Source organism: Devosia algicola, assembly GCF_028816455.1.
GTDB lineage: Bacteria > Pseudomonadota > Alphaproteobacteria > Rhizobiales > Devosiaceae > Devosia > Devosia algicola.
The window spans coordinates 2,546,735-2,559,968 of record NZ_CP118246.1 but is presented as its reverse complement, the minus strand read 5'-3'; the positions used below and the strand labels follow the sequence as shown (position 1 = coordinate 2,559,968).

The 13,234-nt window shown below is 58.7% G+C and carries 13 protein-coding genes and 1 pseudogene; 2 read left to right on the top strand and 12 right to left on the bottom strand.

The features are described 5' to 3' along the window. Positions 1 to 34: 34 nt before the first annotated feature. A complete protein-coding gene (locus tag PSQ19_RS13585) occupies positions 35 to 394 on the top strand; it encodes a hypothetical protein (RefSeq protein ID WP_282218173.1) in 360 nt (119 codons plus the stop codon). Here PSQ19_RS13585 and PSQ19_RS13580 read toward each other — a convergent pair. The 9 genes and pseudogenes from PSQ19_RS13580 to PSQ19_RS13540 form a co-directional block, all read right to left on the bottom strand. Continuing rightward, positions 318 to 1,307: an ABC transporter substrate-binding protein gene (locus PSQ19_RS13580; protein WP_282218172.1), complete on the bottom strand. Its 990-nt coding sequence runs from the start codon at positions 1,305 to 1,307 to the stop codon at positions 318 to 320. The genes PSQ19_RS13585 and PSQ19_RS13580 overlap by 77 nt on opposite strands. 95 nt (positions 1,308 to 1,402) lie before the next feature. Beyond that, positions 1,403 to 2,155, bottom strand: coding sequence for a substrate-binding domain-containing protein (locus PSQ19_RS13575; RefSeq protein WP_282218171.1), 753 nt, complete (start codon positions 2,153 to 2,155; stop codon positions 1,403 to 1,405). A 193-nt stretch (positions 2,156 to 2,348) separates the two neighbouring features. Next, positions 2,349 to 2,432, bottom strand: a pseudogene (locus PSQ19_RS13570) (LacI family DNA-binding transcriptional regulator); the annotation flags it as partial. Between the two features lie 212 nt (positions 2,433 to 2,644). Then, on the bottom strand, positions 2,645 to 4,297 hold the full coding sequence (locus PSQ19_RS13565) for an ABC transporter permease (RefSeq protein WP_282218170.1): 1,653 nt from the start codon (positions 4,295 to 4,297) through the stop codon (positions 2,645 to 2,647). Then, a complete protein-coding gene (locus tag PSQ19_RS13560; RefSeq protein ID WP_282218169.1) occupies positions 4,294 to 5,379 on the bottom strand; it encodes an ABC transporter ATP-binding protein in 1,086 nt (361 codons plus the stop codon). Before PSQ19_RS13560 ends, PSQ19_RS13565 begins: the two co-directional genes overlap by 4 nt. A gap of 31 nt (positions 5,380 to 5,410) precedes the next feature. Beyond that, positions 5,411 to 6,445, bottom strand: a complete 1,035-nt coding sequence (locus PSQ19_RS13555) for an extracellular solute-binding protein (protein ID WP_282218168.1) — start codon at positions 6,443 to 6,445, stop codon at positions 5,411 to 5,413. A gap of 95 nt (positions 6,446 to 6,540) precedes the next feature. Then, positions 6,541 to 7,101, bottom strand: a complete 561-nt coding sequence (locus tag PSQ19_RS13550) for a HupE/UreJ family protein (RefSeq protein ID WP_282218167.1) — start codon at positions 7,099 to 7,101, stop codon at positions 6,541 to 6,543. After that, positions 7,101 to 7,934 (bottom strand): hypothetical protein, encoded by an 834-nt coding sequence (locus PSQ19_RS13545; RefSeq protein ID WP_282218166.1) that lies wholly within the window; start codon positions 7,932 to 7,934, stop codon positions 7,101 to 7,103. The genes PSQ19_RS13550 and PSQ19_RS13545 overlap by 1 nt, the downstream gene beginning before the upstream one ends. Before the next feature lie 112 nt (positions 7,935 to 8,046). Beyond that, positions 8,047 to 8,283, bottom strand: a complete 237-nt coding sequence (locus PSQ19_RS13540; RefSeq protein WP_282218165.1) for a hypothetical protein — start codon at positions 8,281 to 8,283, stop codon at positions 8,047 to 8,049. A 102-nt stretch (positions 8,284 to 8,385) separates the two neighbouring features. Here PSQ19_RS13540 and PSQ19_RS13535 point away from each other — a divergent pair, with 102 nt between their 5' ends. Beyond that, a complete protein-coding gene (locus PSQ19_RS13535) occupies positions 8,386 to 9,021 on the top strand; it encodes a TetR/AcrR family transcriptional regulator (protein WP_282218164.1) in 636 nt (211 codons plus the stop codon). On the opposite strand, the gene PSQ19_RS13530 is transcribed toward PSQ19_RS13535, so the two are convergent. From PSQ19_RS13530 to PSQ19_RS13520, 3 genes are read right to left on the bottom strand one after another with little or no spacing between them, the layout of a single operon-like run. Then, a complete protein-coding gene (locus tag PSQ19_RS13530) occupies positions 9,018 to 10,214 on the bottom strand; it encodes a class I SAM-dependent RNA methyltransferase (protein ID WP_282218163.1) in 1,197 nt (398 codons plus the stop codon). The genes PSQ19_RS13535 and PSQ19_RS13530 overlap by 4 nt on opposite strands. Positions 10,215 to 10,267: 53 nt before the next feature. After that, positions 10,268 to 10,840 (bottom strand): (Fe-S)-binding protein, encoded by a 573-nt coding sequence (locus PSQ19_RS13525; protein ID WP_282218162.1) that lies wholly within the window; start codon positions 10,838 to 10,840, stop codon positions 10,268 to 10,270. A 7-nt stretch (positions 10,841 to 10,847) separates the two neighbouring features. Then, a complete protein-coding gene (locus tag PSQ19_RS13520) occupies positions 10,848 to 13,175 on the bottom strand; it encodes an FAD-binding and (Fe-S)-binding domain-containing protein (RefSeq protein ID WP_282218161.1) in 2,328 nt (775 codons plus the stop codon). Between the last annotated feature and the right edge of the window lie 59 nt (positions 13,176 to 13,234).

Below are 13,234 nucleotides of genomic sequence, written 5' to 3'. Positions count from 1 at the left end.
GGGCCGAAGCCCGCCCCCGGAAAGGTCGTGGTTATTGAATCTGCTGACGGAGTTGGCCGTCGATGGCCTGGAGCGCATCGTCGATGCTGCCACCATTGGCGATGGTGGGCAGCTGAGCCTGGACCGCAGCACGTGCTTCGGGCGTGAAGGTGCCATAGTTGACCGAAGGCACTTTGCTGAGCCAATCGGAGAAGTTCTGCCAGACTGGCTCGCCACCAAAGAAGTCGTCGCTCGCTTTGTAAGCGTCACCGTCGCGCGCTGCCAGCAGCGAGCCAACGGCGCCCTGATTGACGAGGATGCCCTGATAGAAGTCGACATCACCGGCCCAGACGGTCTTGAGGAAGTCGACGGCTTCGTCCGTGTGCTCGGACGAGGCCAGAACGTACCAGCTTGAGCCACCATTGTTGGAGTAATGCGTTGCGCCATCGACACCGTCGAGCCTTGGGCAGGGGTGCTACACGCCAATCGCCGCTCTGATCAGGCTGCGATTTGATTGTGCCGGTGATCCAGACGCCCTGTGGCACAGCGGCAACCTCGCCCGAGGTGAAAGCACCGGTATAGTCTGTCCAGCCGGTGATCGACTTGATGAGACCGGCCTGCGCCATCTTCTGGAAAACTTCGAGGGAGGCCTTGAGGGCGGTGTTATCAATGATATTCGGCTCGCTGCCATCCTTGAGATACCACTGGCCGGTGGACTGCATCATCATGATGATCATACCGTCATCATTATAGTCCATGCTCAGCAGCTGATGGCCGGTCTTGTCCTTGACGTCGGTGCCGATTTTGATCAGCTGATCCCAGGTGATGTCGTTGAGATCGTCAGCGCCGTAGCCAGCCTGTTCAAGATAGTCGGAACGATAGAACAATCCACCAACGCCGGAATCGAACGGGAGTGAATAGGATTTGCCGTCATAGGTTGCCGCAGCAACCTTGTAGGATGCAAATTTCGTCATGTCGATGGAGTCAGACAGCGGGACGAAAGCGCCTGGAAATGACTGAAGAAAGCGCTGTGCGTTGTCGTCCTGGATCAGCACCATGTCGGGCAACCCGTCGGTGACGCCGGCCAAAAGCTGGGTTTGCAGCTTCTGGTTGATATCGTCTTGAGAGATGTTGTTGATGTTGAACGTGGTGTCCGGGTGGTCCTTGGTATAACGGGCACCGGCATCGGTCATTGCCGGAATGTTGAAGTTAGGGTCCCAGCACCAGACCGTCAGTTCACTGGCAGACACAGCGGTCGCCGTGAGCATGCCAACGCCAGCCATGGTGGTGCCGAGCACGCGGCTCCATCTCGAAGCAAACAGATTCATGAATTCCTCCCAATTCGTGGCAGGCTCTCTCCCTGCCAGACACCAATCCTTAACGGGTGTGGGTGGCGAGTGCAATAATTTAGTAAATATTTATCTCAGCCGCTTTTCATCGCCTGCACGGCGTGTGTGCTGCGCCGCCAGATGATGCGGTTTGCAATGCTGATATGGCGCGAGAGATCCCGACCGCCAAGGCGTTCGACCAGGAGATTGACGGCGGTTTTCCCGATCTCTTCGGCGGGCAGCCGGATGGTTGTCAAAGGCGGATTGAGAAATTGCGCCACCGAAATGTCGTTAAAGCTGGCGACCGCTATATCGTCGGGAATGCGCAGGCCGCGCTCGTGCAGGGCGCGATATATGCCCACTGCGATATTGTCGTTGGATGTCAAAATCGCATCGGGTAGTTCGGGTGAGGACAATAGCCGCGGTGCGAGCCGGTGCCCGAACTCTTCGGTGGTTCGATCCATGCTGTGTTCAGTAATGCAGCGGCTGGGATCAAAGGTCGCAAATTCCCGGGACCATTCGACATAGGCCCGGCAGCGGGTTTCCGAATAGGGTTCATCCGCAGACTCCGCCCATCCGACGAACCCGATCCTTTTGTACCCCATATCGTTCAAGGCATTCAGCATTTTGCGGGTGGCGGTCCGCAGGTCGCTGCCGACGCTATCGAATTCATCGCCGGGTGGCGCAAAGTCAGCGAAGACCAGGTGCCGGCAATGTTCGCGAAGCCAGTCGATTTCCGCTGTGGAATGTATCCCGATGGCAATGACGCCGTCGGCGGACTGCAGCAAGGTCGGGTCGGGCATGCTGACGGTATGATAGACCTTTATCGTTTCGATCTTGAGACTCATGACACCGGCTCTCGATGCCAAGCCGCAAGCCGACATAATAGGGGTCGGTCAGTTCCTGTTCGGGCCGCAGGAAGTGGACGAGCGCCACGCGATGCAGATCGCGCTGCCGCGTACGCTTGCGGGCGCGTGGCGTTGCGTAACTCAGCGCTTCGGCGGTTTCGATAATTGCCTGGCGCTTCTGTGGTGTGACCGACAAGGTGGTATCAAAATTGAGCACGCGGGAAACCGTCGCAGACGAGACGCCAACCTTCTTGGCAATTTCCTTGAGCGTGACCATTATTGAGATGCCTGAGAACGGTTGTATGCGACAGTGGCATGACTTAGCGCAGCGCTGCGCAATAGGCAAAGCAGTAGTTTTCGCTGGACGTCGGCGGCTCTTGCCGCCAGTGGCGTTCATGGGGGCCATTCACAACGCCACTGCCGCCCCATAATTGTACATGCTCGCATTGCAAGTTGTGCGCCATAATCGCTGTCTGCTGCGGCCAATGGTCAGACCCGCAACTCCCTTTGCCCGCCGGGTAGCCGCATCAGCAGAATGAGTGACAGCATGGTAAGCGCAAGCAACATTGTTGACAGGGCTGCAGCGGTGCCGAGTTGGCCTCGAATGACCTCGGCATAAATACCGAGCGACAACGTCTGGGTCGAGGTATTGTAGAGGAACAGCGTCGTGCTCAACTCGGTGATGATGGTGACCCAGCTCAAAATCGCCCCGGAGAGAATGCCGGGCGCCAGGGCAGGCACGATAATCCGCACCAATGTTCGGAATTTGGACGCCCCCAGACTGATGGCCGCTTCCTCAATGCTCGGGTTAAGCTGATACATGAGCGCCGTGGTCGAGCGCACGGAGTACGGCAGGCGTCGGATGGTGAGCGCGATCACCATGATGGTGAAGGTCCCGGTGAGGATCAGCGGTGCCTGGCTGAAGGCGGTGACAAGGGCGATACCAATCACCAGTCCGGGGACCACATAGGGTACCATGGTCATGGTGTCGAGCGTACCGCTAAGCATGCCCTTGCGGCGCACAGTGAGGTAGGCGACGAGCACGGCGACGATGACCAGGATGACCAGCGCGGTAATGCCAATGCCGAAGGTGTTGCCGACATAGCGCAGGATGTCGCGGTGGGAATCGAGATAGTTCTCAAAGGAATATCCATCGACGAACTGACCATATAGCGTGTTCCGGAAGGAACTGACGACGACAACGATGAGCGGTGCCAGCGCCAGGGTCAGAAAGCCATAGATATAAAGATGGACCGCAACGCCACGCCATCCGGGCAAGCGGCTGGGCTCGATGGGCCGCAGTGCTGTCATCGAGAAATTCTGGCGGCTGACAAGGTATTTTTGTACCAGGAATACGCCGAGCGTGACCGCTATGACGATCACCGATACGGCGGCGGCAAAGCTCTTGTCGACGCTCACTTCGCCCACGAAGGAGCTGTAGATGAGCACCGGTACGGTGCGAAAACCCTGGCCGATGAGCATCGGCGTTCCAAAGTCGGCAAAGGCGCGCACGAATACCAGCAAGCTGCCAGCAAGAACTGTGGGCCAGAGTAGCGGGGAAATTACCTGAACGGCACGTCGCCATCCGGTTATGCCCATGCTCTCGGCGGCCTCCAACAGGGCGACATCGATGGTGCGCCAGGCGCCCATGAGGTAGGTGAAGATCAGCGGGACCAATTGCAGGGTAAGCACTAGCACGATACCGGCAAAACCGTAAATGCTTGGCGGTTTGACGCCGATCACGCTCTCGATCAATTTGGTGATCATGCCGTTATTGCCGAGCAGCAGGATCCAGGAGTAAGCCCCGATGAATGGCGGTGACATCATCGAAGCGAGGATCAGCATCTGGACGGTCCGATTGCCCTGAATGCGGAACATGGTCATGAAATAGGCCAGCGGAAAGGCGACAACCAACGCCAGGACGGTGACGCAAACAGTAACCAGAACGCTGTTGATCAATGTCCCGTAATATAGTCGTGAGGAGAAGAACTTTTCGAATCCGGCCAGAGAAAACTCGCCGCCGCCAGCAAAGCTGTTGATCAGCACCATGATGAGTGGCCAGATCACCAACAGCAGATAACCGCCGGTGAGTGCGAGCGCCACGGAGGTCCAGCCATCGTACCGACCCCCCGAAGCCTTCACCGCTGGGCTCCGTGCATGATCGACACGCCGCTTTCGGCATCGAAATATGTCAACATGTCGGTTTTGAGCTGGAGAGACACTTTTTCGCCGCGCTCCCAGAGTGCGGCTCGACGCGAGAATTCCAGGAACTCGACGGTCTCGCCGGTACTCAATTGCGCCCGGATCTGTGAGTGCGAGCCAAGGAAGGTTTCCGCCACCACCTCGGCACTAAGGCCTTCACTCGCCGCGCTCACCGCTTCAGGTCGCACCGACACCTGAACACGTCCGGTTATGGTGGAGGGAATAGTAGAGGTGACGTCGACCGAAACCCCATCGCCCAAATCGAGCATGGTGGCGCCGTTTCGATGGTGCAGTTCGCGCTCGATCAAATTGGTCTTGCCGATGAATTCGGCGACGAAGCGGTTGGCAGGATTGCGGTAAATCTGGGCAGGCGAGCCGACCTGCTGCACCACGCCAAGATTCATTACCGCGATGCGGTCCGATACCGCCATGGCTTCTTCCTGATCGTGCGTGACATAGACTGTGGTTATGCCGGCCTCGCGTTGGGCCTCGCGAATGGTGTCGCGCATTTCGACACGAAGTTTGGCGTCAAGGTTGGAAAGTGGCTCATCCATCAGCAACATAGCGGGTCGGATAACCAAAGCGCGCGCCAGGGCAACGCGTTGCTGCTGCCCGCCCGACATCTCCCCGGGGAGACGATCTTTGAGGTGCGCCATATGGACCGATTCGAGCGCTGCCGTTACCCGCCGGGTGGTCTCGGCCTTGTCGACATTGCGGGTCTGCAAGCCGAAGGCGACGTTTTTTGCCGCCGTCATCTGGGGAAAGAGTGCGTAGCTTTGAAACACCATGCCGATGTTTCGCGCCGCCGGTGACCTGTCGTTGATCACAATATCGTCGAAAGAGATTGTGCCGGCTTCAATGGAGTTGAAACCGGCAATCATGCGCAGCAACGTCGTTTTGCCGCAACCCGATGGGCCAAGGAGCGTAAAGAACTCGCCGTTAGAAATATCCAGGTCGAGATTGGGAACCGCGACCTGGCCGTTATATTCCTTGCGCAGGGAACGCAGCGCGATACGGGTCACCGCGTTGCTCCTGCATCAGTCAAATCGAACCTCAAAACTGGGCCTCAAGGATCGAGGAATATTTGGCGACGATTTCATCGCGATGGGCCGATACATAGGCGCCATCTTCCTGGACGGTGGGGATGTCTGCAAGCGCTGGCAGGCCCGGCTTGGTAATGCCGTCACGTAGGGGACGCCCCGCGGTCTTTTCCGCGATGATGGTCTGCCCTTCTTCGGAAATCACGAAATCAATGAAGGCGTGCGCGGCCGCCGGATTGGGACCGTCCTTGATGACCTGAATCGTGGCTGGCAGGAAGGCAGCGCCTTCCTTGGGGTAGACGATTTCAACCGGCGCGCCGCTCAGTACAAAGTTTTGGGAAAGTGGTTCGTAGGTGAGCCCGACAATATATTCGCCAGCGGCGACATCCTTTGCCACCTGGCTCGACGAGCCGATGGTGATGCCGTCGAGCTGGGCAACCAATGCACTCACATAGCCCCAGGATGCATCAGACTCATAGTCCCCGCCAACGGCCTTGAGCATGTTGGTCAGCTGCGCGAATGCCGATGAGGAGGCGGTCGGATCGCCAAATGCAATCTTGCCCTTGAGTGCGGGATTGAGCAGATCGGCGTAGCTGCCGATTGTGACGCCCGCTGCGGCTGCCGCATCGGTGTTGATCAACAGGTTCGAACCGTCTGCCTGGTAGGGCGTAAAGAAACCGGTCGTGTTCTTGCCGGCCTCAACCATGGCACCATCCTCGGGCGAAACATATTCTGCCCAAAGCTCAAGGTTGGCGTTGGCCTGTGCTGCACCGCCACCGAACATGATGTCGCCCTGCGGGTTTCCGGCCTCGCTGCGAATGCGCTGGTAGAGTTCGCCGGTGCCTGCGGTGATCAACTGGACCGTGACGCCCGTATCACTTTCGAACACGGGAATGAGGCTATCCAGCATCCCTTCTTCGTTCGGCGTATAGACCACCAGCGTCGATCCCGAGATGCTCGCATCTTGGGCATAGGCGCCGACGGCGGCGGGCAGCGCGAGCGCGATGAGTGTTAGCGCGGTGGCGCCAATGACGGAAATGCGGGGCATGGAAATTCCTCTCGGTTACGCATTATGACCAAACTTTGAATGAATATTGCACTCTTTGTGAAAGGCTCGCCACCCCTGTTGCGCGGGGGTCGGCACTAGAGCCCAGACGCTGCAAAATAGATGCCGGCAACGACTGTGCAGGCACCGAGTCCGCGCAAAAACATCGCGCCCCGTGAGCTTTCGAGCAGCAATAGTCCGCCGACCAGTCCGACCACATGCAGGCCTGCGGTCGTGGTCAGGAAGCCCAGTTCATACAATAGCGGATTGTCATGGGTATGAATTTCCACGCCGTGGGCCATGCCGTGTGAAAACCCGAATATCAGTGTCGCGATGGCGGCGACCGGCCAACCGGCGGACCATGCGAACAAGACGACAGTACCCAGCAACAAGACCGAGAGCGCGATGCCAATCTCGGTTCCCGGCAGGTTCAGCCCGGCAAAACCAAGCGCGCCGCCGGCCGCCATCGACAAGAGAAAAGCCGACGGAACGGTCCACAGCGCCCGCCCGCCCATCTGAGCGCTCCAGGCACCCACGGCGATCATGGCCAGCATGTGATCAGGTCCGGTAAGAGGGTGCAGCCAGCCTGACCCGCCAAAACCGTGCGCCTGGGCGGGCACTGCCATGATCGACAGGGCGATGGTGGTCGCCAGACGCATCAAGCGGGGCCTGCGACCTTGGACTGGCGATGATCCCTGATGATCATAACCAGTGCCAGGATGGCCGGGATCATCGGAAACAGGGATGTGTACATGCCGGAGAAATATTCATAGCCGATACCGAATTTTGCCATGGCGATGACTGGGAAAACCAGAATATGCGTCGGCTCGCCCAAGATCATGCCGACGATCAGAAACCAGAAGACAAAGTTGCCAAGGGGCTGGCGCATCCACAGGCTCCAGGCAGCGAAAAACCAGACAATTGGTCCTGACAGCGTGATCAGTTGCATGAAATCGTGATTGTTCCAGTCGACGCCGGTGATAGTCGCGATCATGCCGCTGAAATTGGTCAGGGTCTCCTCGCCGACATGGACGTAGAAAAGCGCCAGCATCAATGCAAACAGAGGCAAGGCATGTGCAGGATCGGCGGGCGCGCGCGACGTTGTTTTCAACCAACCGATCATGCCGCCAATCATCGAGCCGATGATTACGATAACGGGCACTGGACCGCCCTGGCTCAACAATGTCGCGCCGTATATGACACCGATTGCCGCGAATAAAACCGCCCACAACAGGCGCCGTCGCGGGCTCATTGGTGGCGGCATGGCAATTGTTGCGGCCCGTTTGGCAAGCAGCCGCTGGGCGGTTAGCGCCGCAACAACAACCAGCGCCACCGCCAGGACACCGGCGAGCAGCCGGGCAGGGCCAAACGACCCTGATCCGCCACGCAAGAGTTCAAAACAACCATCGGCGGCGGCATATAGCACGGCCCACCATGCGAGATAGACACCGACCCGGCGCTGACGTGCCAATTGATGGGCACCAAGAAGCATTAGCACTGCGGGCGCACACACAAACAGGATAAACCAGCTGGTGTCGGTCAGTTGGAAGGACGGGTTGAAGGCGCCGGGAAGTCGGGTCAGCCACTGCTCAAGCCAACCGCTTTCATAGCGGGCGGCCTGCAGAGTGACAAAGGCTCGCCGGCAGCAGGAGATAACGCGTCAGGACGGTGTTGATCTCGCCTTTTTCCAGCCCGCCACTCCATAACCAGAGCACAAACGCGACCGCGCCGCTCACGCCAATAGCGAGTGCGGGTCCCGGGCCTGCCAGAACCTGGCAGACCACAATGATCGTGACGAGGCTGGTCAGAATTGTCAGTGCGGATACAAGTTTGGAGTCCATGTCGCCACCGAATATCAACAGGTGTTGAATAATGTAGGGGCTTGCATTTGTCAACGATCGTTGACAAATGGCAGGATACAAACCGGCATCCGAGGCGGATCATTGAGCAAAGCCGCAAAAACCCGAGAGCGCATCATCGAGACGGCTCGCGAACAGTTCAGCGATGCCGGCTATGATCGCGTGACGGTTCGTGACATCGCCGCTGGCGCTGGATGCGATCCAGCCCTGATAATCCGATATTTCGGCAGCAAAGACAGCCTGTTTGCCGAAGCGGCACAGTTTGATCTTCACTTGCCTGATCTCAGCACAGTAGCGCACCAGATACTCGGTCGGGCACTGGCAACGCATTTTTGCGCGATATGGGAGCAGGATAGCGGCGCCTCGGGTTTCCCCGTTCTCCTACGGTCGGCGGCATCCAATGAGATTGCTGCCCAAAAAATGCGCCAGATATTTGCGGCGCAGGTTCTGCCAGCACTCAAGCCGGTTGTGCGGCGTGAAAACCTCGAATTGACGGCGGCACTGATTTCAAGCCAGCTTCTTGGTATCGCGTTAGGGCGATATATTTTGAAACTACCGCCCTTGGTGGCCCTGTCGCGGCAAGAGACTCATATCCCGTGTCGAACCGGCCATTCAAGCCAGCTTCCAACCGCCCGGCGCCTAGCCGGTTGGCCAAGCGCTCATGCCACGACTTTGGGCAACCGAGTTGTTGTGGGTGTGCCGAGTACCAACCGCTGTTAGCGACGGAAGGTTGCGGCAATCTCGATATGGGTCGAGTGCACGAACTGGTCAACCGCCACCAGATTGTCGAGCTTATAGCCGCCGCCGATCAGTGTTGCGGCGTCACGGGCAAAGGTCTTGGGGTCACAGGCAATCATGACAATGGTCTTAACCTTGGACGCGGCCAGTTCGCGGACCTGGTTGGCGGCACCAGCACGAGGCGGATCCAGTACCACGGCATCAAAATCGACCAGTTCAAATCGGGTCATTTCCTCGCGGAACAGATCACGCCGCTGCGCGGTAAGCTGTTTGAGGCCACGGGTCAGCCGTCGTGCCTGGTCCAGCGCCTTGATTGCAGCGTCGTCGCTGTCGGCGGCAAAGACCTTACTCGATTGCGCCAGGCGAAACGCAAAGGGGCCAACGCCACAAAACAGATCAGCAGCGTTTTTGGCGCCTTTGAGTGCTTCAATTACATACTCGGCCAGAAAATTCTCTGCCGCTTTTGTGGCCTGCAAAAAACTGCCACTGGGCAGTTCGACGGTCGCCAGTCCCATGCGGACGGCAGGCGGTTGGGTCTGCAGCACCATTTCACCATTCAACGTTAGCCGCGCCAAACGAAACCTTGCGACCAACGGCTCAAGAGCTTTGGCGTTGGCGCGCTTTTTTCCGGTGCGCACCGCAACGTCGAGGCCGGTCAGCGTCGCGGTAAAACTGACATCGGCTTCACCAATCGCCTGGTAGACGGCGCTGGTCATGGCCGGGGCACGCGCCAGAGCCGGCACCAGTATGGGGCAATGCTCAATTGGCTCAACCTGATGGCTGCGGGCACGCATATAGCCCGATCCTTCGCGTCGGGCATGAAGCGTAGCCCGCCGCCGACCGTCGCCCCCGGCGTCAACAAAACGGCTGACCGGGGTCTGGATCCCGGCAAATTGCAACGGTGTTTCGATCAGAGAGGACTTGAATGCCTGATAGCTGCCGGTGTCCATATGCTGTGTCTGACAGCCACCACATTGTTCGAAATGCGGGCAGAATGGCGCTATCCGCGCCGGGCTGGCGTTTTCGATGGCCAACAGGTCTGCGCGGTCACCATCGTGCTCGATTTCAACCCGCTCGCCGGGCAGGGCGCGCGGTACGAAAATACGCTTGCCGTCGATCTCGGCGACGCCCTCGGCCCGTTGGCCGAGGCTTTGAATAGTGACAATGGTGCTCATGGGGCTTCCTAGCCGCTAGCATCGTGTGCCGACAAGGCTTTTCGGTGCGTGGGTCAGGGGCGGCTGACATATTCCAAAATACTGGCTAGGGCGACAAACGGAATACCAGCGTGTTCGGAAAGACCTGAGGCGCAGGTCGATACTGTCGATATCCCGATCCGGCAGTCTGGTGGAATGTCGTTCTTGGCAAAGCGCGTCGCATGCTTGTTCAACTCGGGGGTGAACAGTCCTTTGTCCCCGGCATAGCCGCAGCAGGTAACCGAAGAGAGCACGGCAATCGCGGTAGCACAGGCACGGGCAACCGCTTCGGTCGCCGGTTGTTCCTTGAGGCGCTGGGCCGAGCAATTGTGATGCACCGCCAGTGCGGGCAGCGGATTGGTTATGGTCAAGCGCGGCAGAAGCGTGTCGGCCAGGAACTGAGCGCTATCGACAATTGTGGCGGTGCCGGGCAAATCGGCGAGATGCTTGGCGCAGGTCGATGCGTCGGTCAGCACCGGCAGGGCATCCTCCCCCGACAGGTTCGACAAGGCCTTGACCAATTGATTGCCGACACGTTCGCCTTCTTGTGGAAATCCCTTGGATACAAAGGGCTGACCGCAACACCGACCGTTGAGATGATCGGGCATGACAACGTCAAATCCAGGCTCGGTCCAGCAGTGCCAGCATGGCTTGCGGGGCAGCCAGCAAATCCAAATCGGTCTTGGCGGCGCCGAACATGCGGGTTGGGCAGGCGGGAAAGTAGACGATTTTCTTGCGATCCTGCCGGGCAATCGGCACTGGAAAGCCGGTGGCGCGGGGATCCTCGCGTGAGATTTGGGTGGGTGCCTTGGGCGCGCCGGGGCCCGCATCAAGCTGGGGCGAAATACGCGGTAGCCGCCGTCCGGTGGCCTTCCGGGTGGCATCGGTAACGGTTTCCATCGCTGCCGTGCCAAGAATCGATTGGCCAAGATCGGCCAAGGCAACGCCACCCCGCATTGCCGTTTCTATCATGCCGGTATGGCCAGCGGCGAAATGGGCGACGGATTTGGCCAAGCCACCGCGCCGTTCGGCGCGTTGTCCCATGATCATGGTGCCCGTTTCGATCCCAACCGGGCAGCGAAGGGAACACAGATTACAGGCGGCGCAGGTATCAAGGCCCGGATATTGGAAATCTTCATCCAATCGCGCCAGCAGTTCGGGATCTTCGCCACTATCGCGCAGGCGGGCGCGTTCGCGGGTCACCGCGATGCGCTGGCGCGGCGACAGGGTCATTTGATGGCTGGGACAGGCCGGTTCACAAAAGCCGCATTCGATGCACAGATCGACCAGCGGATCGGCCAGCGGCATCAGCTTGAGATTCTTGATGTGGATATCGGGGTCATGGTTGAGCAGCACGCCGGGATTGAGTAGCCCTTCGGGATCAAACAGGGATTTTATCTGATGCATCAGGGCATAGGCGGTCGGTCCCCATTCAGCCTCGACGAAGGGGGCGATGGCGCGGCCGGTGCCATGCTCGGCCTTGAGCGAACCACCATATTGAATCGATACCAGGTCTGAAAGCGCCTTGGAAAACCTGTCGAACTTTGCTGCAGAACCCGGAAGCGAGAAATTGTCTCCCATCTGAAAATGCAGATTGCCCGCCAGCGCATGGCCAAAAATCACCGCGTCTTCATAATCGTGCTCATCGAGTAATTGGCGTAGATCGATAACAAAATCCGCCAGCCTGTCGATTGGCGCGGCCACATCTTCGGTCAGCATCGATGTGCCCTTGGGGCGGGCGGCGCCAGCCGAGGCGAAAAAGCCCTTGCGAATATCCCACAGAGCATGGGAGCGGGCCTCGTCGGTCGAAAAATCAATTGTTGTGGCGCCTTCACCGGCCAGGATCGTTTCGGCCTTGGCAACTTCGAGGGCCAGTGTTTCAGCGTCGGGCGCCGTTACATCGATCAACACCGCGGGGGAGTTTTCATCCAGAAACGGCACCAGTGGCTGCATGGCAGGAAGGTGAATGACCGTTTCCAGCGCGCGCCGCTCGATATATTCGGCAGCGGTGACCCCGGTGGTCACATGCACGCCGCCATTGGCAAGGGTTGATATGGCGCGGGCGCAGGAGTGCGGATCGGGGAAGGGCACAAGCGCCGTCGATTTGAACGGATGTTCGGGAACGGTGTTGTAGGTCACCTCGGAAACAAAGCCGAGCGTGCCCTCTGAACCAACGATCAGGTGAATGAGAATATCGAGCGGATCGTGAAAATCGATCAGCGCGTTGAGCGAATAGCCCACCGTGTTCTTGATGCTGTATTTTTTCTGGATCAGCGCCACCAGTTCGGCATCGTTCATGACCTGATGGTGCAGCGCGTGGAGTTGGTCGAGCAGGTCGGTGCGCTTGGCGCGAAATGCTTCACGTGAATCATTGTCGCCTGAATCGAGCAGGGTGCCGTCGGTCAGGATGATCCGCAGTCGGGCCATGGTGTGATAGGTGTTTTGGGCGACGCCACAGCACATGCCCGAGGAATTGTTATTGACCACGCCACCAATTTTGCAGGTCGCCTGACTGGCAGGATCGGGGCCGATCTTGCGATTAAACGGCTTTAGGGCGGCGTTGGCATTGGCTACGATGATGGCAGGTCCCAGAACAATCTGTTCGCCACCGTCAAGAATTTTCATCTTGCGCCAACCATCGCCGAGAACCGCCAAGACGCCGTCGGTTACCGCCTGACCCGACAGCGAGGTGCCTGCCGCACGAAAGGTCAACGGCAGGCCTTCGGCGCGTGCCGCCTGCATCACGGCGCGCACCTGATCTTCGGTATCAATGATGGCAACAACAGCAGGGATCAGCCGGTAGGAACTGGCATCGCCCGACCAGGCATAGGTCATGAGTGGGTCGGTCATCAGTTTGTTGGCCGCAACAATGTCCTTGAGTCGCGCAGCCACGCGCAAGCCTGCGGCGTGACGATCGGGCGTGATGGCGGAAATCTGGTTCAAGGCACATTCCTTTGCGACTAACATGTTAGTGCGGCTGGATGGTGTTTAAACCAAAACCC